Origin of the sequence: Micromonospora sp. NPDC050397 (genome assembly GCF_044901685.1) — a bacterium.
GTDB lineage: Bacteria > Actinomycetota > Actinomycetes > Mycobacteriales > Micromonosporaceae > Micromonospora_G.
Genome location: NZ_JBJDPS010000001.1, coordinates 1,433,681 through 1,455,850, shown reverse-complemented (window position 1 = coordinate 1,455,850; position 22,170 = coordinate 1,433,681). Strand labels below are relative to the sequence as shown.

Here is a 22,170-nt window from a genome sequence, read left to right as displayed (position 1 = left end):
ACCCCGCAGCGGTAACTACCCTCGTGTCCATGACTCCTTACGGGTTCGATGCTGGGGCGTGGCAGGAGAGCTGGGACCGCCAGCAGGAGGCGTACCTGCCCGACCGGGAGGAGCGCTTCACCGCGCTGCTGAACACGGTCGCCGCGACCGCCGACGGGCCGGCACCGGCCGTGCTCGACCTGGCCGGCGGCACCGGCAGCATCTCGTTACGGGTGCTGCGCCGGTTCCCGCACGCCACGACGACCCTGCTCGACCTGGACCCGGTGCTGCTGACCATCGCCCGGGAGTCCCTGGACGAGCGTTCCACCGTCGTCACCGCCGACCTGCGTGACCCGAACTGGGCGGCCGGCCTGCCCCGGCGCGACTACGACGCGGTGCTGACCGCGACCGCGCTGCACTGGATCGCCCCGGACCGCCTCACCGCGCTCTACGCCGAGATCCGGCAGGTGCTGCGCCCCGGCGGCGTCTTCGTCAACGCCGACGAGATGGCCGACGACGGTCTGCCGGAGCTCACCACCCGGCTCGGTGACGTCAACCGGGCCCGTCGCGAGGCCCGCTACACCGCCGGGGCGGTGCTGTCCTGGCAGGCGTGGTGGGACCATGTCGCCACCGACCCGCTGCTCGGGCCACTCGTTGAGCAGCGCCGCAAGGTCTTCGCCGAGCACCACGGCACCGACTGGACGCCGCCGGTGTCGTGGCACCTCGACACGCTGCGCGGCGCCGGCTACACCCAGGCCGGGCTGGTCTGGCGCGGCGGCCGGGACGCCGCCGTCGCCGCCGTACGCTGACCGGACCACCCCGCCGGCTCCCCGGGCGACGCGTCGGGGGACCGGAAACCGGCGCTGCCGCCCGACGACTGCGACCAGGCCCGTCACGACGCGATCGACGCCCTGCCGTGGCCGCTGGTGAACGCTCAGGTGCCGCGCGGCCCCCAGAAGCGGGCCAGGGCGGACGTCGCCGGGTCGTCGGAGTCGGCGAGCGCCGCCCACGGGTCGACGCCGGGCGGCAGTTCCCGGGCGTCGTACCCGGCCAGTTCGGTGGGGTCGGGCGCGTCGGCGTAGCCGAGGGCCGGTTGCGCCGACGGGGTGTCGGGGTCGCCGAGGGTGGTCGGGTCGGCCCAGGGGAAACCGTCGACCGGTTCCGGTACGACACCGCCCTCGATCGCCTCGGGAAACGCCGGGGGCGGCCACGACTCGGCGTCGCCGTACAGCCCGAGGTCGGGGTCGGCGCCGACCGGGGGACCGGCGGGACCGAACCCGACCTGCGCGTCCGGTGTCCCGGTGGCGTCGTCGGCGGGGCCGAATCCGCTGACCCCGTCGCCCGCACCGCCGAACCCGGTGTGCGCGTCGCCGTCGGTGGGGGAGGCGTCGGCGTACCCGAACCCAACCTCGCCGTCGTCGGTGAACGGGGCGTCGCCGTACCCGATCGGCCAGCTCCCGGCCCCGGACCCGCCGGGATCCTGCTCGCCCGCGCCGACCCCGCCGGTGTCGTCGTCGGCACCGAAACCGTCGACCGGGTAACCGTCGTCGGCGGGCGCGTCCGGGTCGGACCCGTCGTCGAACCCGGACCCGTCGTCGGCCCAGCCGTCCCAGTGGTCGGTCATCGACCTATCCCCGCTCGTCCGTGGCCGGGGCCGGGGAGAGCACCCTGGCCCGCAGCAGTACCTCGTCGACCTGCTTGATCCGGGCCCGGAGCGTCTCCCGTTCCGTCTGCAACGCCACCCGGCGCCTGGCCCGGCTCGACGTGTCCTCGGCCAACGCCTTGTCGATCTCGGCGATGTGCGCGTCGAGCTCCCGCAGCCGCCGTTCGATCGCGTCGTCGAGGGCGAGGGTCAGCGCGTACTGCAAATCGGTGAACCGGTGGGTGACCTCGTCGGCGAGCGCCGCCCGGGCGTCACCGAGGACCTCCCGCAGCCAGACCCGGGCCTGCTGGCGGTCGGACTGCACCCGCCGCCGGTACAGGATGAACGCACCGGCGGCCAGCCCGAGCCCCAGGCCGGCGAACGGGACCAGCAGCCCGCCGCCGACGAGCGCACCCGCGCCGAGCGCGGACGCACCCGCCATCGCCCCCCGACCGGCCATGAACGCCATCCCACCGGCCGACATCGCGATCATCATGTTGTCCGCGCCGCCCTCGCGTCGCGGTTTGCTCGCCAGGGCGTGCCGCAGGGTCGCGTTGACCCGGCCGAGCACGAGTTGGAGTTCGTGCGGGGCGAAGACCTGCGCCAGGGCCTGTTCGGCAACCCGGCCGAACCGTGCCTCCAGGTCCCGGGACAGCCGCACCGACACCGCGTGCAGCGACTCGTCGACCAGCCCCGGCAGCCCCTTGATCTCCTCACCCCGACCCTTGTCTATCCGGTTGAGCAACTCCTCCTGCAACCCACCCAGGTAGCCACGCAACAGCCCGGTCACCTCGACCCGGGCCCGCTGCGTCTCGGTGCTCAACGCCAACGACCACTGCCGTGACTCGGTACGTTTACGGGCCGCCACCGCCGCCCGTTCCTCCTTGGCCCGGGCCACCTCCGCCGGATCCGGGTCGGTTGCCGCCAACCGGGCGCCGATGCCCAGGTCCAGCCGGATCAGCTCACTGCGGACCGTACGCAACACGTTCGCCTGGGCCAGCAGGTGCCCCTTGCCGGCCAGGTCGACCAGCGCGTGCTGCAACTCCCCGATCCGGGACTCGCGCAGCAGTTCGGCACGGGCCGGCGCCGGCACGGTCAGGGCCAGCTCCGCCAGCCGGGCCGACACCGGGAACCAGGCGGCGGCGGCGAACCGGGGCGCGTGCGCCCGCAACTGCGCCTGGTTGTCCGACCAGATCGTCCGCCACCCCGGGTACGCGTCGGTCTTCGTCAACGCGAACACCACCAGGTTGACCCGCTTGCTCGCCTCGACCAGGAAGTCGAGTTCCGGCTTCCCGAACGGGGCCGAGGCGTCGACCACGAACAGCAGTGACTCGGCGCGCCGGACCGCGTCGAGGGCGATCTCGGCGTGCAGCGGGTCCAGCCCACCGGTGCCCGGGGTGTCGACCAGGCTGAGGTACTCCAGCAGCGGCGCCGGGTGCCGTACCTCGACCCGCCGGGGCGGGCGGGTCCCCTCCGGCAACACCCCGAGGGTGGTGGCCCAGTCCCGCAGGTCGGCCAGGCCGATCTCGACCGGGTCGGCACGCCCGGGGACGAACGCCCGGGCCCCGGGCTCGGCCCCCGGGACCAGTTCCAGGAAGGTGCTGGTCGCGACCGCCACGTCGACCGGCGACAGCCCGGGGACCCCGACCAGGGCGTTCACCAGGGAACTCTTGCCCCGCTTCGTCTCACCGACAACCACGATCGCCGGCCGGGTCAGCTCCCGCCGCCGCAGCTCGTCGACCTCGGCGGCCGCGTCCGGGTCGACCTTGCGCAGGTACGCCAGTGACGTCTGCACCGCCCCGGTCAGCAGCTTGCCCAGCGCCTCCGGTCGTACGTCCGCGGTCGCGGTCACCGCACCTGCCCTCCGTACCCGGGTCCGGCCGTCGGCGGCACCGACTCGGGTCGGATGCCGGCGCGGATCTGCTGTGAGAGTAGATAGAAGCCACGGTGTGCCACCAGTGCCACCCGCGACTGGGCCGGGCCGGCACCGGCGACGGCGTACACCCGCCACCGGTTCGCCGCCGACAACGCCGCCTCGACCAACTCCGCCGCCCCGGCGCCGGGGCGGCCGAGGATCCACTGCGGATCGGTGGCCAGCGCCAGCCGGGACAACTCCTGCTCCATCGGTTCGGGCAGCTCGACCGTGCCGGTCCCGACGAGCTGGGCCACCTCCAGCAGCCGCAGCCGGTGGTACTCCGGTTGTTGCAGGACCCGTTCGATCGCGTCGCGCAACAGCTCCCGGTCGGCGGGGGCGGTGGCGTGACCGGCGATCTTCTCCAACGCCGACAACGCCCACCCGGCCTTGATCGCGTCGGTACGCCACCGGAACGCCTGGTCCAGGGTGTGCCGCAGCCGGGGGAACCCGGACGCCTGGAACAGGGTCCGGACCAGGTCACCGCTGGCCAGTTGCGGGGCGGCGGCGAACTGCGCCAGGGCGAACCCGATCCCGTACAGGTCCAACAGCCGCAGCAGCCGTTCCCGCTGCGCCCTCGGCACCGCACAGTCGCGGCCGACGAACAGGTCGACCGAGGCGAGCAGGATCAGCCGTTCGGCGGCGGGCAGCCGCGACAGCGTACGCAGCGCCTCGCAGTCGGCGGCGGTGAGCCGCCCGGCCTCGGTCGTCTCGGCCAGCAGCCCGACCACCGGCACCACGTCCGACACCACCCGGCGCAGCACACCCGCCTGCTCGGTGGCGAGCGGCCCGGCGACCGGCCACGGGTCCGAGGTGCCGTGCACCAGCTTGTCGACCTTGTTGAACAGGCCCAGAGAGTTGATCGGGTTGCTGGCCAGCCGCGCCGACACCGACCGGAACGCGCCCAGCGCCTCCACGTCGTCGTCCCGGACCGCCTGGGTGAACACGTACACGATCGCCTCGGCACCGGAGACCGCGCCGACCGAGTCGTCGTCGATGTCGTCGTCGAACGGCGCCGCCGGGGCACCGTGCAGGAACCGGGTGGCGCCGGCACTGACCGACGTGTTCGTCGAACCCAACCCCGGGGTGTCCACCACGGTCAGATCCCGCAGATGGTCACTGGTCAGGGTCACGTCGACAAACGCGATCCCGGCCCGGGGCACCCCGAGCCGGGACGGGATCATCCCGGTCTCGTCCAGCGGCAGACTGAGCCGGCTGCCGTCGCGGCGAACCACGTCGACCCGGTCGGTGGTGCCGTACCGGAACTGGGTCACCACCCGGGTGCACTCACCGACCTCGGTCGGCGCCACCCGCCGGCCGATCAGAGCGTTGACAAGTGTCGACTTTCCGGCTTTGAGTCGCCCGGCGATCGCCACCCGCAGCGGCTCGTCGAGCCGGCGACGTACGCCGAACACCTGTCCCTGCAACGAAACACCGAGCCTGGGCCCCACCTCGTCGCAAAGCGCGGCGACCCGGGCACCGAGCGGACCTGACCCCACGACTCGTCAGCCGGCGGTACGGTCGGCGACAATGGCATGGTCACGGCGGTCTTGCTCGCTCATATCGTTGGACGTCCCTCCGACTCGAGGCGGCGGGGCGGGGCGCTCCTGCCGGGCCTCACACTACGAATATCCTGCCGGCGCAGGATCCCATGTTCGTGCCACCGCCCCGCCCGGTGGTGGCCGCGAAGCCCTCCCGGGAGGACCAGTGCGGCACGCACCCGGCGGTGACCTCGACGGACACGTCCCGGTCGACGCGTCCACGCGCGCCCTCGTCGCCCACGCGGGCACGCTGCTGACCACACCCGGCCTCGTCGTCGTCCACGGCGGCCCGGGCATCGGCCGCAGCACCGTCCTGCGCCGGCTCGGCGACACCTTCCACGGCCCCGTCTTCACCGGCAACGGGCTGGCCACCCTGGTCACGGTGCCGGGGTTCGCGCTCAGTCACGCACTGCGGATCCGGTTGCCGACCGACGACCCGGCGTTGCTCGCCGAGGCGGTCCGGTCCCGGGTCCGCACCGGACTGCTGCTCCTCGACGATCTGCAGTGGGCGGACCCGGCCACCCTCGCCGCCCTGGTCCCGCTGGCCCGGCACTGCCGGGTGGCGGTGGCGTTGCGTACCCCGCACCGGCTGCCGGCCACGGCGGTCGCGGAGCTGCGCGCCGTGGCGGCCGGCTGGTTGGCCGTACCGCCGCTGGACCCGGACACGGCGGCCGCGGTGGCCCGCGCCACCGCACCCGGGCTCGACCCGGCCACCGTCACCGACGTGGTCCGCCGCTCCGGCGGGACACCGCTGGCGGTCACCGTCCTGGCCCGGCACGCCACCGACCACCCCACCGGCACCACCGACGCCGACCAGATCGGGTACGTCGTCGCGACCGCCCTGGCCGACCTGACCCGCCCGGCGCGCACCGCCCTGGCCGCCCTGGGCCTGCTCGGCCGCCCGGCGACCGTCGCACTGCTCGGGGCGGGCGCCGACGAACTCAGCACCGCCGGGCTGGTCCACGACACCGGCGCCGGCACCCTCGCCCCGACGTCGCCGTACCTGGCCGAGGTCGCCGCCGGGATGCTCGACCCGGACGGGCGGCGGGCACTGCACGAACGGCTGGCCGCGCTGGTCCCGCCCGCCGAGGCGGCCCGGCACCTGGCCGCCGCCGGGCACCCCGACACCGCGTACGCGGTCGCGGTCACCGCCGCCGACAACGCCGACACCGTCGGCACCCGGGCCGACCTGCTGCTGTACGCCTGCGACCTGCCCGGCACGGACCCGGCACCGGCGACCCGGGTCGCCGCCGCCCGCGCCGCGATCGCCGCCGGCCGCCCCCGGGCGGCGGTGCGGGTCCTGACCACCACCGCCCCGCTCGGGGTGGCCGCCTCGGTGCTGCGCGCCGAGGCCCTGGTCCAACTCGGCGACCTGCCCGGGGCCCGGACGGCGGTCGCCCCGGTGCCCGACTCCGCCGCCGCCCACCTGGTCGCCGCCCGCGACCGGGTGCTGCTACTGGCCGCGCTCGCCGACGGCCCCGGACCCGCGTCCGCCGCACTGGTCGGCGTCGTCGCCCGGCACGGCAGCACACCCGAGCACACCGGGCTGCGGGCGGCGTACGCGGCCGTGCGCGCCGCCACCCGCCAGCCCGGCTGGGAACCGTCGCTGCGGACCGCCGCCGCCGACCCCGGCGACCCGCTGACCGCCCGGTGGAGCGCCTGGCTGCTGGTCGAGACCCTGATCGCCGACGCCCGCCTGGCCGAGGCGACCCGGGCCGCGACCGAGTTCGCCCAGGTCTGCGCCGATGACCTCGCCTACAGTTGGCAGACCCGCTTCGTGGGCGCCTCGCTGTGGTGCGCCGCCCTGTCCGGCGCCACCGGTCAGGTCACCGACGAGGTGCTGCGCCGGGCCGGCGACCTGACCGACCGGACCCTGCCACCACCCGCCCGCGCGTACGCGGTGGCGGCGACGAGCCTGGTCGAGGCCGACGGCGGGCTGCTCGCCCCGGCCCGGGCGCGGCTGGCGGCTGTGCCCGCACCACCGGGCGGGGTGCTCGACTGGGTGACCCGGGAGGCGGCCTGGCTCGACGGGCAACCGGAACGCGCGACCACCCCCAGCGGTCCGGTGCCGGCCGGTTCGCTGCTCGACGGACTGTCCCGGATCACCGCCCGGTGGGCAGGACACGACCTCGCCGCGCCGACCACGGCTACCGCCGCTCCCGCCCCGAGGGCCCCGACCGCGACGATCCCGGCCACCGCACCGGCCGCGGTGCGGCTCTCCCTCGCCGCCTGGGACAACGCCACCCACGACCCGACCGGTTTCACCGTCGCCGCCACCGCCTGGCACGACCTGACGGTCGTCCGTGAGGAGGTCCGCTGCCTGCTCGCGCACGGGCTGCACGAGCACGACTCGCCCCGGGCGGTGCCGGCGCTGCTGACCGCCGAACGGTTGGCCGCCGACGCCGGCCTGGTGGTCCTGCTCGGTCGGACCCGGCGGGCACTGCGCCGGCACGCGGTCCGCCGCGACCAGCGCGGCCCCCGCGCCGGCACCGCCCTCAGCGACCGGGAACACGACGTGCTGCGGCTGGTCGCCGCCGGTGAGCCGTCCCGGCGCATCGCCGGCCAACTCGGTGTGTCCGGCGAGACCGTGGAGACGCACATCCGGTCCGGGATGCGCAAGCTCGGCGCCCGGACCCGTACCGAGGCGGCGGCGCTGGTCCTCGCCGGGGTGCCGGCGCCGCGCGCCGCCGCGCCCACCGGGGCCACCCCGGCCGTGGCCACCCGGGAGCCCGGCCGGTGACCCCGCCCGACCCACCCCGGTACGTGGTCGCCACCGGCACCGACGCCACCGTCATCCTGCGCCGGCTGGCCCGGCAGGGGTGGTCGACCCGCGACGGGTTCGCGCTGCCCGACGGCGGGTGGGACGTCACCTCGACCCGGCTGCTGCTCTTCGGCCGGGTGCCGGACCTGGAAACGGTCCGGCTGGTGCTGCTCGCCGCCGCCCGGGGTGCCGGCGTGGTGGCGATCGTCGACCCGGCCGGTCACGTCGGCCGGGCGCTCGTGGCCGACCTCGGCCGGCTGGGACCGGTCCACCGCGACCCGGGCACCGGGCCGGACCCGTCCGGCGCCACGGCGGCCCCGCAACTCGTCCCCGAGCAGCGGGCGTTACTGGAACGGCTGGCCAACGGCGAGACGATCGCCGCCGCCGCGGCGGCCGAGTTCCTGTCGCTGCGGACCGCGAACCGGCGGATCGCCCAGGCCCGGGAGGCACTCGGCGTACGGACCACCCGCGAGGCGGTCCTGGCCTACCTGCGCCAACGCCGCCCGCAGTAGGCGCCGGCGGACCCCTCAGGCCGGGTCGGTACGGCGGTGTGACCGGCTCGGGTCGCTCGGCCGGGTCGGGTCACGGAAACGCGGCAGGTCCGGTTCGTCCGGCCGCAACGGCGCCAGGTTGGCGGTGAGCGCGTCGATGATCCGGGCGGTGGCCCGCCGGGCACCCCCGGGTACGTCCGGGTCGAGCCCGGACAGGTCGACCGGTGCGCCGAAATGCACCCGGATCACCGGCCGGCGGACCAGTGCCCGCCCCACGGCCCGCCCGAGCCCCCTCGGCGCCGCGTACGGCAGGACCTCGTGCGCGCCCCACTGCGCCACCGGCACCACCACGGCACCGCTGGCCAGGGCGAGCCGGGCCGCCCCGGTCTTGCCCCGTTCGGGCCACATGCCCGGGTCGAGCCCGATCCGACCCTCCGGGTAGAGCAGCACCACCGACCCGTCCGCCACCGCGTCGACGGCGGTACGCAGGGACCGGGCGACGTCGGAGGCGCGCCGGTCGACCCGGATGTGGCCGCTGGCCCGCATCACCGTACCGACGAGCGGGGCACGGAACAGGCCACCGGTGGCCATGATCCGTGGCGCGATGCCGCGTACCTGGCAGGCGGCGACCAGCACGACCGGGTCGAACGGGCTGATGTGGTTGGCGGCCAGGATCAGCGGCCCGTGGCGCAGGTCGTCGGGCACGTCACCGGTGACCCGCAGTCGGGCGAGCGGCCCGACCAGGCCACGGCCGACGAGTTGCAGCAGGCGCCAGAGCCGGGGCACCCGCCAGCGGGCGTCGGTAGCGGTCTCTTCCATCAGCCGCCGATCTTTGCACAGTCGACCGGCCGGGCCGCCGCGCCGTACGGGTCCGGCCGGTGCCGTACCGCCGCAGGTAGGCGGTGGGGGAGTGTGGTCGAGCGCACGCCGGCACCACCCGACCCCCATCTACGACGAGCAGTAGTATTTACTACAGGCCGTCGTAGAACCTGGGGGTTTTCCGTGGACGCCTTGGACGTCGCCCGCTGGCAGTTCGGTGTCACCACCGTCTACCACTTCCTCTTCGTACCACTCACCATCGGACTCTCACTACTCGTCGCCATCCTGCAAACCCTCTGGCACCGCACCGGCGACGAGCGCTACCTCAAACTCACCAAGTTCTACGGCAAACTCTTCCTGATCAACTTCGCCATGGGCGTCGTCACCGGCATCGTCCAGGAATTCCAGTTCGGCATGAACTGGAGCGACTACTCCCGCTTCGTCGGCGACGTCTTCGGCGCCCCCCTGGCCATCGAGGCACTGCTCGCCTTCTTCCTCGAATCCACCTTCCTCGGCCTGTGGATCTTCGGCTGGGACCGACTACCCCGACGCATCCACCTCGCCACCATCTGGGCCGCCGCGATCGGCTCCACCCTCAGCGCCTACTTCATCCTCGCCGCCAACTCCTGGATGCAGCACCCCGTCGGCTACCGAATCAACCCCGACACCGGACGCGCCGAACTCACCGACATCTTCGCCGTCCTCACCAACAAGGTCACCCTGGCCACCTTCCCGCACACCCTCGCCGGCTGCTTCCTCGTCGCCGGCTCCCTGATGGTCTCGGTCGCCCTCTGGCACCTGATCCGCCACCGCCACCAGCCGGCCGAACAGACCGCAGACCGACCGGACACCGACCAACCCACCACGCCCGACACGACCTCAACCACCGGACGCACCCACACCGACACCCGCGCCTTCCGGTTCGCCGCCAAATTCGGCGCCGTCGTCACCCTCGTCGCAGCCGTCGGCGTCCTCATCACCGGCGACATCCAAGGCAAAATCATGACCGACGTGCAGCCCATGAAAATGGCCGCCGCCGAAGGGCTCTACCACACCGAACAACCCGCGTCGTTCTCCGTACTCACCATCGGCAGCCTCGACGGAACCCGCGAACTCTACGCCCTCAAAATCCCCTACCTGCTCTCCTTCCTCGGCACCGGCGACCCACACGGCGAAGTCAAAGGCATCAACGACCTCCAAGCCCAGTACGTCTCCGAATACGGCCCCGGCAGCTACACCCCGATCATCCCGGTCACCTACTGGAGCTTCCGCTTCATGATCGCCTTCGGGATGACCGCCGCCGCCATCGCCCTCTGGGCCCTCTGGGCCACCCGCCGAGAACGCACCCCCACCTCACGCTGGCTCCTACGCGCCGCCATCGTCATGCCCATCCTGCCCCTGGCCGCCAACTGCTTCGGCTGGATCTTCACCGAAATGGGCCGCCAACCCTGGGTCGTCTTCGGCGAAATGCTCACCCGCGACGGCGTCTCCCGCAGCGTCTCCCTCACCGAAGTCCTCACCTCCTTCACCGCCTTCACCCTCATCTACGCCACCCTCGCCGTCATCGAAGTCCGACTCCTGCTCCGCTACGCCCGCGCCGGACTACCCGACACCACCCCACCACCCGAACCCGACGACGACACCGCCGACGAAGACCGGCCCCTCGCCTTCGCCTACTGACCCCGGAGCCCACAGTGGACCTCACCACCGTCTGGTTTCTGCTCATAGCCGTCCTGTTCACCGGCTACTTCATCCTCGAAGGCTTCGACTTCGGCGTCGGCGCACTACTACCCGTACTCGGCCGCGACGACCGCGAACGCCGCGTCCTCATCAACACCATCGGCCCCGTCTGGGACGGCAACGAAGTCTGGCTCATCACCGCCGCCGGAGCACTCTTCGCCGCCTTCCCCGAGTGGTACGCCACCCTCTTCTCCGGCTTCTACCTACCCCTACTCCTCATCCTCATCGCCCTCATCGCCCGAGGCGTCGCCTTCGAATACCGCCACAAACGCCCCGACGCCACCTGGAAAAAACGCTGGGACACCGCCATCACCATCGGCTCCCTCATCCCCGCCGTCGGCTGGGGCATCGTCTTCGCCAACATCGTCCGAGGCGTACCCCTCGACAACAACCACGACTACACCGGCGGCCTCACCGACCTGCTCAACCCCTACGCCCTCCTCGGCGGAGCCACCACCGCCGCCCTCTTCCTCACCCACGGCGCCGTCTTCCTCGCCCTCAAAACCAACGGCGACATCCGCACCCGCGCCGGCCAACTCGCCGCCCGCACCACCCCCGCCACCCTCGCCCTCACCACCGCCTGGCTCACCTGGACCCTCACCCTCCACCACAACACCACCGCCATCGCCCTCGCCGCCACCGCGACCCTCACCCTCACCGGCGCCCTCGCCGCGACCCGGGTACGCCGCGAAGGCTGGGCCTTCACCGGCACCGCCGCCACCATCGGCCTCACCATCGCCACCCTCTTCGCCACCCTCTACCCGAACGTCCTGCCCTCCACCACCGACCCCACCGGCACCCTCACCATCCTCAACGCCGCATCCAGCCCCTACACCCTCAAAATCATGAGCTGGGTCGCCCTCGTCTTCACCCCAGTCGTCCTCGCCTACCAAAGCTGGACCTACTGGGTCTTCCGCCGCCGCATCGGCGTCGCCAACATCCCCCACTGACCCAGACCCGGGGGAGACCCCACAAAACAACGTGCCCCCGGGATCCACGATCCCGGGGGCACCACCACCACCAACACCACTCAACCCGCGTCGCGCAACTCCGCCAACCGCGCCTCGATCTCGGCCAACTCCGCCCGCAACTTCTCCGCCTGCTGCTCCGCCTCACTCCGCTCCACCGACATGATCTGCTCCACCGCCTCGTGCACACCCGGCACGTCGATCAACGACACCATCTTCAACGCCTCGACCGGCTTGATCACATACGGCTTCGCCAACGCCTTACTGCCCTGCGTCGCCCCCAACGTCCACTCACCATCGGCGTACGACAACGTCACCGTCAAACCCGCCGGACCCTTCGGCCGGGCCGGCTTCGCCACCGCCCGCTTCGCCGGCTTCGCATCCGTCTCCACCGAGGCAACCTCAGCAGCGTCCACCGTGCTCACCACAACCTCCTCACGCGGCGCCGGCACCGGCGACCTGACAACCATGAACTCCGGCTCCGGCGCGACCTCCACCGGCTCCGGCTCCACCTTCGGCTCGGCCCGCCGACCCGTCGCCCCGCGCGGCGGGATACTCAGATCGGTGGGGGAGAAGGGCAACTCATCCCGCCCGAACCGCACCACCACCCACTCGTCCGACGTCGCCGGATCGGTCAACTCCACCACCTGACCAATCTGCCCGGCGATCTGCCCCGCCGACTCGGTGAACATCACCTTCGGCTTCCGGCCACCGGCCAACGTGTCCCGAATGCTCTGCAACTCCTCGGTGGACAACCCTCGGACATCGGTGGCAGCCATCAGCTCAAATCCCTCTTCCGTACACCTGTTTGATTTCCTGCTTTCCTACCAGCCCGCTCCGACAACGTCGAACCGACCCCACCACCGGCAAAACACCCCGCCGACAACGCGCCGAAGCGTACGCCGTGCCCCACACCACACCGACCACCCCGTACCCAAGCGGTAACGTCACCGCCAACCCAGGGGAGGCACACGATGAGCCCGGTAACAGTCGTCACCGGCGGCAGCCGAGGCATCGGCGCGGCGACCGTACGCCAACTCGCCCACGCCGGCCACCACATCGCCTTCTGCTACCGCACCGACACCACCGCCGCCGACACCGTCCTGCGCGACATCCACCCCACCGGAGTACGCGCGATCGCCGTCCAGGCCGACACCACCGACCCCGAACAGGTCGACGCCCTCTTCACCGCCGCCACCACCCAACTCGGCGACATCACCGGCCTGGTCAACAACGCCGGAACCACCAGCCCGGTCGGCCCCCTCGTCAACCTCACCATCACCGACCTGCGCCGGGTCATCGACGTCAACCTCGTCGGCTATATCCTCTGCGCTCAACAGGCCGCCCGCCGCATGACCACCGGCGGCGCCATCGTCAACGTCTCCTCCGCCGCCGCCACCCTCGGCAGCCCCGGCGAATACATCCACTACGCCGCCGTCAAGGCCGCCACCGACACCCTCACCATCGGACTCGCCAAAGAACTCGGCCCCCGCCAGATCCGGGTCAACACCGTCTCGCCCGGCACCATCTGGACCGACATCCACACCATCTCCGGCGTACCCGACCGACCCGCCCGAATCGCCGAAAAGGTTCCCCTCGGCCGGGCCGGCGAAGCCGACGAAATCGCCGCCGCCATCGTCTGGCTGCTCAGCGACGCCGCCTCCTACACCACCGGCGCCACCCTCCGGGTCGCCGGCGGCCTCTGAACCCCGCACCCGGGCCACGCATCGGCCCGGGGGAGACCCACACCGAATCACACCGGTGTCACCAACCGACGCCCGCTACGATCGGCCGTCGATGAACACCAGCACCGACAGCCAGATGATCAAGATCCAGGCGGGACGGGTCACGCTCTCCGACCGCCGCACCCAACGCCGCTGGCCGGTCGAACTCGCCCCGTACGAACTCGCCACCCACCCGGTCACCCAAGCCCAGTACGCACACGTCACCGGCGTACGACCCAGCGCCGCCCACGGCGACCGGCTGCCCGTCGAGAGCGTCTCCTGGTGGGACGCCGTCCGGTTCTGCAACGCACTCTCCGAACGGGAGCGGCTGACCCCGACGTACCGGATCGGCGTCGACGCCGAGCACGTCGAGTGGGACACCACCGCCGACGGCTACCGGCTACCGACCGAGGCCGAATGGGAACACGCCTGCCGCGCCGGCACCACCGGCCCCCGCTACGGACCACTCGACGAGATCGCCTGGTACCGCGACAACTCCGACGAACGGATCCACGACGTCGGCGGCAAGCGACCCAACACCTGGGGCCTGCACGACATGCTCGGCAACGTCTTCGAGTGGTGCTGGGACATCTACGACGCCGAGGTCTACGGCACCTACCGGGTGCTGCGCGGCGGCGGGTGGTTCGACGAGCACTGGAGCTGCCGCGCGTCGGTACGCCGCCGCAGCCACCCGACCCTGCGGATCGACGACGTCGGCTTCCGGGTCGCCCGCACCGTACGGCTGTCCGCACTCGAAGACGTTGAGCCAAGACCGTGAACGGGACCGGCGGTCCGAGGGACGACGTGGCCACAGCCGGCGGACATGAAGTCGGGCTCCACCCGGCGACCTTCGCGAGACCAGGACAGGACATGGACCAGGGCACACGCGACCAGCTACTCGGCCATCTGACTGCGGCAGTCGGGGCCGCCACCGCCACCCACCCGACGCGGGTTGCCATCGACGGACCTCCCGCCGCCGGCAAGACCACCCTCGCCGACGAACTGGCCGCCATCCTGCGCGCCCAGGGCCGTCACGTCATCCGCGCGACGATCGACGACTTCCTCTTCCCCCGAGCACAGCGCTATCCGCGCGGCGAATACTCGGCCGAGGGCTGCTACTTCGACACCCACGACTACGACGCGCTGAACCGGGTCCTGCTCGATCCGCTCGGCCCGGACGGAGACCGACGTTTCCAACACGCGGTCTACGACCACGCCGCGGACACTGTGCTGTCTCCGCCGGTCGCCACCGCGCCCGCCGACGCCGTCCTCCTCTTCGACGGCGTCTTCCTCCTGCGCCCAGACCTCATCGACCGGTGGGACCTGCGCATCTTCGTGTCGATCGCGCTCGAAAAAACCGTGGATCGCGCCGTGATCCGAGAACGCCAGGTGTCATCTCAGGCCGACGTCGTACGACGCTGGCGCGAGCGTTACATCCCTGCCCAGCAGCTCTACCTCGCGGCGGTCGGCCCGACCGACCGCGCCGACGTCGTCGTGCACAACGACGAGCCCCAGCAGCCGGTCTGGGCGGTCCGAACTCGTCAACGGCTCTGACGTGAGAGGTCCGTCCGCACCGTGCGCGCAAGTTCGATAATGTACATTATGTCAACTAGCGCGGGCGGGGAGGCGTTTCCGCCTCCCCTGGAGGCCGAAACGGTCACTCCCGCGTCAGCCCCGGCGGCAGGGCGTCCTCGTCGGGTCCGACCGGGCGCGCGTTGACCAACGGGTTGCGCCGCAGCGCGGTGACCAGCTCGGCGGTGCCGCCCAGATCGGTCCAGGCGTCGTCCCACAGGGCCGAGACGAGCCAGGAATGATCAGCGGGAAAGAGCAGGTCGGGCAGGGGCCCGTCGCCGCGCATGTGACCCGTCCGCCAGGTGAGGGCCTCCAGGGGCCCGGCTTCGACCAGCACGTACGGCCAACCGGCGTAGAGGAACACCCTCGGCGCGGCGGGAAAGACGACGTTGTGCGCTCCGGTCTCCAGGTAACCCAGCCACCAGGGCTGCGCGGGTGTGTGCCGGGTGAGTTCGTCGACCACCGCCCGTTCGTGGATGGCGATGTCGACGCCGTCGGGTGGATGGCAGGTGGCGTACGCCTCGAACACCGGCGGGATCGCCGTGGTGACCGACAAGCCGTACGTGGTCTGGTTGGCGAGCCAGGCGACGTCGCCGGCCGTGCCGACCCGCCAGTTGCGTCCGTCCTTGGTGACGTCCATGACGCCCATCCAAGCCCACCGGCGGCCGGCCCGGGACCGATGTCGGATGCGCCCTCCCCGCGTGTGCGGTACGCCGGGCCGGCGGGTGCCGTACGGATCGGTGGGTCGCTCCCCCTCCCGATCCAACGGTAAAACATGCATAATATTCCTTATGCACGACAAAAGTGACATATCGTTACTGCTACTGGTGGAGGATTTTCTGACCGCACGGGCCACCCGTAAGCCCTCACCGCACACCTTGCAGGCGTACCGCCGGGACCTGGTCGCGATCGGACGGCTGGTGGCCGACGAGAACGACCCTCCCCTCCCCCTCGACGAGCTGCCGCTGTCCGCGATGTCGGCCCGTACGCTGCGCTCGGCGTTCGCGGCCTTCGCCGCCACCCGAGCCGCCGCCTCGATCTACCGGGCCTGGTCGACGTGGAACAGCTTCTTCACCTTCCTGGTCACCGACGGGGTGGTGGCCGGCAACCCGATGCCGGCGGTCGACAAGCCGGCGGCCCCGATCCCCCTGCCCAAGCCGCTGCGGGGCGAGGATACCCCGGAGCGGTTGCTGGAGGCGGTCGCCCGGGAGGACAAGCGGCAGCGTCACCCGTGGCCGGAGCGGGACCTGGCGGTGCTCGCCCTGGCGCTCTGCGCGGGTCTGCGGCTGTCGGAGTTGCTGGCGTTGCGGGTTGGTTCGCTGGCGGGTCGGGTGGGTGAACGTCGAGTTGAGGTTGACGGTAAGGGTGGTCGGCCGAGGGTGATTCCGGTCGAGCCGGAGCTTGACGCGGTGGTGTCGCGTTACCTGGACAGCCGTCGGCGGCGGTTCGGGGCCCGGACCGTACGCGGGGGGTCGGTGTTGCTGGTGGACCGGCATGGTGAGCCGTTGCGTCGGGGTGGGCTGCAGTATCTGGTCGAGTCGTGTTACCGGCGGGCGGGCATCGGTGACCGGGTGCCTCGGGGTGCGCGGTTGCACGCGTTGCGGCACACGTTCGCGACCCGGTTGGCCGAGGACGGTGCCACCGCCTCGGAGATCATGTGGTTGTTGGGGCACGCGAGTTTGACGACGAGTCAGAACTACATCGACGTCACCGCGGGTCAGCAGCGGGCGGCGGTGCGGGCCAACCGTACGAACCGGGTGTTGGGTGGGTTGGCCGGTGGCGGTTCGTGAGGATGGTTGGGGTGTCGTCGGCGCGGGGCGTGCTCATTTGGCGGTGGGTGGGTCCAGGTCGGTGACGGTGAAGGTGAGGGTGCGTCGGTCGGCGGTGAGTACGGCGACGAGGTCGCCGGCGATGCTGACCTGTTCGGGTTGTTCCGGGCCGATTCTGGCGCCGCGGGTGGTGCGGCCGGTGGGGATGTCCTGGGCGGAGATCTCCCACTGGGAGGTGATGCCGTCGTATTCCTGAAGGAGCATGCGGTTGCCGTCGGTGGCGCTGATGGTGGTGAATTGGTCGAGTTGGCGTTGTTGGGTGCCGTCGTGGCCGAGGACGCGGGCGTCGGAGACGCGGTTGAAGTCGCCGTCGCCGCAGATGAGGGTGGTGGTGTTGGCGTACCAGTTCTCGTCGGCGGGTGTTTCGGTGGCGGTGGACCAGGCTTCCTTGCCGGTGCGGGTGTCGATGGCGGTGGTGCGGTTGTTGCGGGCTTCTTCGATGGCGGCGCAGACGAGGTGGGGTCCGCAGGGTTTGACGTGTTCGATGTCGGCCCCGGCGGGGAGTTCCTGTTTCCATTTCTGTTTGAGGTCGGTGGCGTTGTAGGCGGCGAGGACGTCTCGGCCGGCGGACTCGTCGTTGGCGAGTTTGCCGATGACGAGGTTGTCGTAGGCGACCCAGCGTTCTTCGTCGAGGGGTAGTTTGCCGCTGCTCTTGACCTTGCCGGTGGTGGCGTCGAGGGTGTAGCCCTTGCCGGTGCTGGTGTCGAGTTCGACGACGGTGGGTGTGGTGGTGACGGCGTCGCGGAGGGCGCCTTGTGGGGTGGGCAGGGTGCCGGCGGTGGGGTCGGGTCCGGTGGGCCATTGGCGCATGGCTTCGATCCGGTGGCGGTCGATGATGAGCAGGTCGGAGTTGCCGGCGCGGTGCCAGCGTTGTTTTCCGGTACGCAGGTCGACGTTGAGTACGGCGTTGCCGTCGATCGAGCCTCGGCTTTCGACGATGGCGTTGGTGCCGTAGTAGGCGACGTCGTACCGGTTGACCCAGGTGTTCTTCCAGAGGAGTTTGCCGGTGCTGGCGTCGAGGACGGCGCGTACGGGTTTGCCGGCGTCGGTGGCGGAGTCGTCGCCGTCGACGATGATCAGCCCGGGGCTGCCGGCGGCGGGTGGGTTGATGGTGGTGAGGGTGAGTTCGGCGGGTTCGATGGGGATGGTGGTGTTCCATTGGGCCGCTCCCCCGCTGCCGGGTAGGGCGGTGACGGTGGTGGTGCCCTTGCCGACGGCGGCGGTGATGACGCTTTGGCCGCTGGTGGTGATGGCGGCGGCGCCGGGGGCGGTGGCCTGGTGGGTTTGTCCGGGGGTGAGCGTGCCGGTGGTGTTGGCGCCGGGCAGGCCCGGGAGGTCGTTGATTTTTTCGGTGAGGCCGCCGAGTCGTTCGGCGAGCCAGTCTCCGCTGGTGATGCTGGTGCCGATGCAGGCTGCGGTGACGACGAGGGCGGTGGTGGTGACGAGGGTGCGGCGGACCCGGCGTCGGGTGGGTTTGCCGGCTGGTGTGGGTGGGGCTTCGGCGGTGGTGGTCGGCGGCGGTGGGGTCGGGGCGGCTACCGGTGGAGCGGCTGGCGGTGACGGTGGCGGGATGGTTGGTGGGCGGGGGGTGGTGGGGTGGCGTAGGGCGCCGTAGGCGACGGGTAGTTCGGGTTGTTCGGGTACGGCGGGGGCGATGCCGAGGCGGGCGTGTAGGCGGCTGGCGACCAGGGGCATGCGGCTGGATCCGCCGACGAGCAGGAGCGCGGTGAGGGTGGTGGGTTCGGTGCCGGCGCGTTGCAGTACGCGGCGGGTTTCGTCGACGGCGCGGGCGACGAGTGGGGCGGCGATGCGGTCGAGTTCTTCGCGGGTGAGGTGTAGGGGTTCGGTGCGGCCGGGGACGGTGACGGGTGCGGTGGTGGTGCGGGAGAGCATTTCTTTGGCGGCGCGGATTTCGGCCCAGAGGGTTTGTCGGTCGCGGCGGTCGACGGGTGTGTGGGGGTGGTGGAGTCGTTGCCACAGGTCGGGGTCGCGTAGGGCGATGAGTTGGCCGAGGTGGGCGACGAGGGCGGCGTCGATGTCGACGCCGCCGAGGTCGTCGAGTCCGCCGGTGGCGAGGACGCGTGGTCCGGTGGTTTCGCGGCGTACGACGGTGACGTCGAGGGTGCCGCCGCCGAAGTCGAAGATGGCGATGGTGGCGCCGGGTGGTAGTTGTGGGCCGAGCAGGTCGAGGCAGTAGTGGGCGGCGGCGATGGGTTCGTCGACGAGGGTGACGTCGCCGAGGCCGGCGTGGTGGGCGGCGGTGCGTAGGAGTTGGCGGCGTGGTTGGCCCCAGTCGGCGGGGCAGGTGAGGACGGTGCCGGTGGCGGGGTTGGCGCCGGCGAGGCGGGCTTCGTCGGCGGCGCGTCGTAGGCCGGCGGCGAGGAGTCGGTCGACGGTGATCTCGTTGTCGCCGAGCAGGACGGTGCCTTCGTCGATGCGGCGTTTGGGGTGTGGTTCGAAGCGGTCGGGTTGGCCGTTGGCGAGTCGGTGGGCGTCGCGGCCGGTGTGGGTGGTGCCGGTGGGGTCGAGGTAGACGCCGCTGGGCAGTAGTGGTGTGCCGTCGAAGAGGAGGGGGCGGGGTGGTTGGCCGGGGCGGTGGATGACCGCGACGGTGTGGGTGGTGCCGAGGTCGATGGCGAGTCGGGCCGTCGTGTTCACCGTTGTCTACCTTCCGGCGGGCGCGGGGGTCGCCGCCGGGGGGCGATGTTACTGCGTGGGTGCGACGGGTGGGCGTGGGTGGGTGGGATCGGTCTCGGCTGTCGGGTTTCGGTGTGTGGGGGTGCCGCTGGTGGGTGGGTGTTGTCGGCGTGGGCTTCCGGGCTCGCGGTCGGCGGTGAGGTCGCCCGGGGTGGGGTGTCGGGGGTCAGCCGAGGTCGACGACGAGGGGGCGGTGGTCGGAGATGGTGGCGGCGGGGGTGGTGACGGCGGTGACGGCGGGTAGGTGTTGGCGTCCTCGTGGGTCGGCGAGGATGTGGTCGAGTTGGACCTTGGGGGCGGCGGAGGGGTAGGTGGGTTCGCAGCCGAGGGTGTGCCAGCGGGAGACGAGGGTGGCGAGCCGGGCGGGGAGGTTGAGGTCGCCGAGGAGTATGCGGGGGGCGGGCAGGGTGCGTAGGGCGCGGACGACCTGGCGGAGTTGGCGCAGGTTCCATCCGGGTACGAAGGACAGGTGGGTGGCGGCGGCGGTGAGGGGGCCGTGGGGGGTGTCGAGTACGGCGGCGAGCAGTACTCGGGGTTCGTCGTGCAGGAGGGTGAAGCCGCCGCCGGGTCCGTTGATGTAGATGGGTGCGCGTACGGGTGCCGGGGTGAGGCGGGTGACCTGCCAGGAGTGGGCTGGGTAGCGGCTGATCAGGCCGACGCCGTAGAGGGGTTCGCCGTGGCCGTCGTCTTCGTGGGTGAGGGGGCGGAATTTTTCGCCGGGGGTGCCGACGACGGCGGCGGCGAATCGGTGGGTGGGTGCGTCGAGGGCTCGGGCGGCGATGGCGGTGAGGTCGAGGTGGCCGCTGCGGGACTGGTCGCGGTCGACTTCCTGGAGGGCGAGGATGTCGGCGTCGAGGGCGGTGACGGTGTCGGCGAGTCGGGTCTGGTCGACCATGCCGTCGTGCAGGGAGCGGCCGTGGAGCAGGTTGAAGGTGACCAGGCGCACCTCTGCACCTTACGGTGTGGTGTGGGACAGTTTCTGGGTGATCTTCAAGCTGTTGCTCTGTTCGGCGTTGGTCTTTGTGGTGTTGGGGGCGGCGGGTATCGCGTTGCGGCGGGTGCGTCGGCGGTGATGTCCGGGGTGCTGTCGTAGGGGTTCGGGGTTCGTTGCCGGGGTGTGTGGTGCCGGTGGGTGAGGCTGTTCACAGGGGCCGTCGTCGGGTCTGGTGGCGGCGGAATAATCCCGGCCCATGGATCTGGGTGCGGTGGGTGGGTTGTTGGTGGCCGCCGGGGTGGCGGGTTGGGTCGACGCGGTTGTCGGTGGTGGTGGTTTGTTGCTGTTGCCGGCGTTGTTGATCGCCGCGCCGGGGGTGCCGTTGCCGGTGGCGTTGGGGACGAACAAGGTGGCGGCGATCGCGGGTACGGCGACGGCGGCGGTGACGTATGCCCGGCGTACGAAGGTTGACTGGTGGTTGGCGGGGCCGGCGGCGGGGTTGGCGGTGTTGACGGCTGGGGTGGGTGCGTTGTTGGCGGGGGTGGTGCCGGCGGGTGCGTATCGGCCGGTGGTGTTGGTGGTGTTGGTGTTGGTGGTGGTGTTTGTGACGTTGCGGCCGAGGTTGGGGGTGGTGGCGTTGCCGTCGCGGCGTACCCGGGGGCGGGTGGTGCTGGCGGTGGTGGCGGCGGGTGGGGTGATCGCCTTGTACGACGGGTTGATTGGTCCGGGGACGGGGACGTTTCTGGTGTTGACGTTCACGGCGCTGGTGGGTGCGGATTTTTTGCACGGGTCGGCGATGGCGAAGGTGGTCAACGCGGGGACGAATCTGGGGGCGTTGGTGGTGTTCGGGGCCGCCGGGCAGGTGTGGTGGACGTTGGGTGCGGCGATGGCGGTGTGCAACGTCGTGGGTGCGGCGGTGGGGGCGCGGATGGCGTTGCGGCGTGGTGCGGGGTTTGTCCGGGTGGTGTTGCTGGTGGTGGTGCTGGCGTTGGTGACGAAGCTCGGTTACGACCAGTGGGCGGGCTGACCGGGCGGGTCAGGTGGTGGTGCCGGGGGCGGCGAACCGGCCGGCGCGGATCTCGCGTAGTGCCCGGCGGCGGGTGTCGCCGCGCAGGGTGTCGACGTAGAGGCGCCCGTTGAGGTGGTCGGTTTCGTGTTGGAGGGCGCGGGCGAGGAATCCGGTGCCGGTGATGGTGGTGGGTTCGCCGTGTTGGTCGAAGCCGTGGGCGGTGGCGTGCAGGGCGCGGGGGGTCGGGAAGTAGAGCCCGGGGATGGACAGGCAGCCCTCGTCGTCGTCCTGGAGTTCGGTGGACAGTTCCAGGGTGGGGTTGATCAGGTGGCCGCGGTGTCCGTCGGCGTCGTAGACGAAGACGCGGGCGCTGATGCCGATCTGGGGTGCGGCGACGCCGGCGCGTCCGGGTGCGCCGAGCAGGGTGTCCATCAGGTCGGTGACCAGGGCGCGTAGTTCGGCGTCGAAGCTGGTCACGGGTTCGCACGGGGTGCGTAGTACGGCGTCGCCGATGATCCTGATGGGCCGCATGGTCATGGGGGAAGGTTATCG

The 22,170-nt window shown here is 71.8% G+C and carries 19 protein-coding genes; 10 read left to right on the top strand and 9 right to left on the bottom strand.

Translation table 11 applies throughout. The features are described from left to right. The first annotated feature begins 29 nt into the window (after nt 1-29). Nucleotides 30-788 (top strand): class I SAM-dependent methyltransferase, encoded by a 759-nt coding sequence (locus ACI2K4_RS05925; protein WP_404509091.1) that lies wholly within the window; start codon nt 30-32, stop codon nt 786-788. Between the two features lie 125 nt (nt 789-913). Here the strand turns inward: ACI2K4_RS05925 and ACI2K4_RS05920 are convergent, their stop codons facing one another. Genes ACI2K4_RS05920 through ACI2K4_RS05910 form a run of 3 tightly spaced genes read right to left on the bottom strand, consistent with a single transcriptional unit; the run spans nt 914 to nt 4,960 of the window. Then, nucleotides 914-1,603: a hypothetical protein gene (locus ACI2K4_RS05920; protein ID WP_404509089.1), complete on the bottom strand. Its 690-nt coding sequence runs from the start codon at nt 1,601-1,603 to the stop codon at nt 914-916. 4 nt (nt 1,604-1,607) lie between these two features. Then, nucleotides 1,608-3,473, bottom strand: coding sequence for a dynamin family protein (locus ACI2K4_RS05915; RefSeq protein WP_404509088.1), 1,866 nt, complete (start codon nt 3,471-3,473; stop codon nt 1,608-1,610). Continuing rightward, nucleotides 3,470-4,960 (bottom strand): dynamin family protein, encoded by a 1,491-nt coding sequence (locus tag ACI2K4_RS05910; protein WP_404509087.1) that lies wholly within the window; start codon nt 4,958-4,960, stop codon nt 3,470-3,472. The genes ACI2K4_RS05915 and ACI2K4_RS05910 overlap by 4 nt, the downstream gene beginning before the upstream one ends. 280 nt (nt 4,961-5,240) lie before the next feature. On the opposite strand from ACI2K4_RS05910, the gene ACI2K4_RS05905 reads away from it, so the two are divergent. Beyond that, nucleotides 5,241-7,814, top strand: a complete 2,574-nt coding sequence (locus ACI2K4_RS05905) for a LuxR C-terminal-related transcriptional regulator (protein WP_404509086.1) — start codon at nt 5,241-5,243, stop codon at nt 7,812-7,814. Continuing rightward, nucleotides 7,811-8,347, top strand: a complete 537-nt coding sequence (locus ACI2K4_RS05900) for a LuxR family transcriptional regulator (protein WP_404509085.1) — start codon at nt 7,811-7,813, stop codon at nt 8,345-8,347. The genes ACI2K4_RS05905 and ACI2K4_RS05900 overlap by 4 nt, the downstream gene beginning before the upstream one ends. 15 nt (nt 8,348-8,362) lie before the next feature. Here ACI2K4_RS05900 and ACI2K4_RS05895 read toward each other — a convergent pair whose 3' ends face one another. Continuing rightward, nucleotides 8,363-9,145, bottom strand: a complete 783-nt coding sequence (locus tag ACI2K4_RS05895; RefSeq protein WP_404509084.1) for a lysophospholipid acyltransferase family protein — start codon at nt 9,143-9,145, stop codon at nt 8,363-8,365. A gap of 183 nt (nt 9,146-9,328) precedes the next feature. Between ACI2K4_RS05895 and ACI2K4_RS05890 the strand changes: the two genes are divergently transcribed. Both ACI2K4_RS05890 and cydB read left to right on the top strand, forming a co-directional pair. Then, nucleotides 9,329-10,825, top strand: coding sequence for a cytochrome ubiquinol oxidase subunit I (locus tag ACI2K4_RS05890; RefSeq protein WP_404509083.1), 1,497 nt, complete (start codon nt 9,329-9,331; stop codon nt 10,823-10,825). A gap of 14 nt (nt 10,826-10,839) precedes the next feature. Then, nucleotides 10,840-11,835, top strand: a complete 996-nt coding sequence (cydB, locus tag ACI2K4_RS05885) for a cytochrome d ubiquinol oxidase subunit II (RefSeq protein ID WP_404509082.1) — start codon at nt 10,840-10,842, stop codon at nt 11,833-11,835. An 80-nt stretch (nt 11,836-11,915) separates the two neighbouring features. Here the strand turns inward: cydB and ACI2K4_RS05880 are convergent, their stop codons facing one another. Next, a complete protein-coding gene (locus tag ACI2K4_RS05880) occupies nt 11,916-12,632 on the bottom strand; it encodes a hypothetical protein (RefSeq protein ID WP_404509081.1) in 717 nt (238 codons plus the stop codon). 195 nt (nt 12,633-12,827) lie between these two features. Between ACI2K4_RS05880 and ACI2K4_RS05875 the strand changes: the two genes are divergently transcribed. The 3 genes from ACI2K4_RS05875 to ACI2K4_RS05865 all read left to right on the top strand — a co-directional run bounded on the left by ACI2K4_RS05875 (nt 12,828) and on the right by ACI2K4_RS05865 (nt 15,131). Next, entirely contained in the window at nt 12,828-13,559 is a 732-nt protein-coding gene (locus tag ACI2K4_RS05875) for an SDR family oxidoreductase (protein WP_404509080.1), read from the top strand. Nucleotides 13,560-13,650: 91 nt separating this feature from the next. Beyond that, a complete protein-coding gene (locus ACI2K4_RS05870) occupies nt 13,651-14,355 on the top strand; it encodes a formylglycine-generating enzyme family protein (protein WP_404509079.1) in 705 nt (234 codons plus the stop codon). A gap of 92 nt (nt 14,356-14,447) precedes the next feature. Further along, complete coding sequence (locus ACI2K4_RS05865) at nt 14,448-15,131, top strand: cytidylate kinase family protein (RefSeq protein WP_404509078.1); 684 nt, start codon at nt 14,448-14,450, stop codon at nt 15,129-15,131. A 103-nt stretch (nt 15,132-15,234) separates the two neighbouring features. Here the strand turns inward: ACI2K4_RS05865 and ACI2K4_RS05860 are convergent, their stop codons facing one another. Beyond that, nucleotides 15,235-15,789, bottom strand: a complete 555-nt coding sequence (locus ACI2K4_RS05860) for a hypothetical protein (protein ID WP_404509077.1) — start codon at nt 15,787-15,789, stop codon at nt 15,235-15,237. Between the two features lie 151 nt (nt 15,790-15,940). On the opposite strand from ACI2K4_RS05860, the gene ACI2K4_RS05855 reads away from it, so the two are divergent. Continuing rightward, on the top strand, nt 15,941-16,939 hold the full coding sequence (locus tag ACI2K4_RS05855; protein WP_404509076.1) for a tyrosine-type recombinase/integrase: 999 nt from the start codon (nt 15,941-15,943) through the stop codon (nt 16,937-16,939). A 33-nt stretch (nt 16,940-16,972) separates the two neighbouring features. Here the strand turns inward: ACI2K4_RS05855 and ACI2K4_RS05850 are convergent, their stop codons facing one another. Both ACI2K4_RS05850 and ACI2K4_RS05845 read right to left on the bottom strand, forming a co-directional pair. Further along, on the bottom strand, nt 16,973-19,636 hold the full coding sequence (locus ACI2K4_RS05850; RefSeq protein ID WP_404509075.1) for an Hsp70 family protein: 2,664 nt from the start codon (nt 19,634-19,636) through the stop codon (nt 16,973-16,975). A gap of 205 nt (nt 19,637-19,841) precedes the next feature. After that, the gene (locus ACI2K4_RS05845; RefSeq protein ID WP_404509074.1) at nt 19,842-20,621 is read right to left on the bottom strand and encodes an endonuclease/exonuclease/phosphatase family protein; all 780 of its coding nucleotides are present in this window, start codon (nt 20,619-20,621) and stop codon (nt 19,842-19,844) included. 244 nt (nt 20,622-20,865) lie between these two features. Here ACI2K4_RS05845 and ACI2K4_RS05840 point away from each other — a divergent pair, with 244 nt between their 5' ends. After that, entirely contained in the window at nt 20,866-21,636 is a 771-nt protein-coding gene (locus ACI2K4_RS05840) for a sulfite exporter TauE/SafE family protein (protein ID WP_404509073.1), read from the top strand. A 9-nt stretch (nt 21,637-21,645) separates the two neighbouring features. Here the strand turns inward: ACI2K4_RS05840 and def are convergent, their stop codons facing one another. After that, nucleotides 21,646-22,155 (bottom strand): peptide deformylase, encoded by a 510-nt coding sequence (gene def / locus ACI2K4_RS05835; protein ID WP_404509072.1) that lies wholly within the window; start codon nt 22,153-22,155, stop codon nt 21,646-21,648. Between the last annotated feature and the right edge of the window lie 15 nt (nt 22,156-22,170).

Excerpts from the sequence above, each read along its gene's own strand:
- ACI2K4_RS05925 (WP_404509091.1), top strand. The coding sequence starts at position 30 with ATGACTCCTTACGGGTTCGATGCTGGGGCGTGGCAGGAGAGCTGGGAC.
- ACI2K4_RS05920 (WP_404509089.1), bottom strand. The coding sequence starts at position 1,603 with ATGACCGACCACTGGGACGGCTGGGCCGACGACGGGTCCGGGTTCGAC.
- ACI2K4_RS05895 (WP_404509084.1), bottom strand. The coding sequence starts at position 9,145 with ATGGAAGAGACCGCTACCGACGCCCGCTGGCGGGTGCCCCGGCTCTGG.
- ACI2K4_RS05880 (WP_404509081.1), bottom strand. The coding sequence starts at position 12,632 with ATGGCTGCCACCGATGTCCGAGGGTTGTCCACCGAGGAGTTGCAGAGC.
- ACI2K4_RS05875 (WP_404509080.1), top strand. The coding sequence starts at position 12,828 with ATGAGCCCGGTAACAGTCGTCACCGGCGGCAGCCGAGGCATCGGCGCG.
- ACI2K4_RS05870 (WP_404509079.1), top strand. The coding sequence starts at position 13,651 with ATGAACACCAGCACCGACAGCCAGATGATCAAGATCCAGGCGGGACGG.
- ACI2K4_RS05865 (WP_404509078.1), top strand. The coding sequence starts at position 14,448 with ATGGACCAGGGCACACGCGACCAGCTACTCGGCCATCTGACTGCGGCA.
- ACI2K4_RS05860 (WP_404509077.1), bottom strand. The coding sequence starts at position 15,789 with ATGGACGTCACCAAGGACGGACGCAACTGGCGGGTCGGCACGGCCGGC.
- ACI2K4_RS05855 (WP_404509076.1), top strand. The coding sequence starts at position 15,941 with ATGCACGACAAAAGTGACATATCGTTACTGCTACTGGTGGAGGATTTT.
- ACI2K4_RS05840 (WP_404509073.1), top strand. The coding sequence starts at position 20,866 with ATGGATCTGGGTGCGGTGGGTGGGTTGTTGGTGGCCGCCGGGGTGGCG.
- def (WP_404509072.1), bottom strand. The coding sequence starts at position 22,155 with ATGACCATGCGGCCCATCAGGATCATCGGCGACGCCGTACTACGCACC.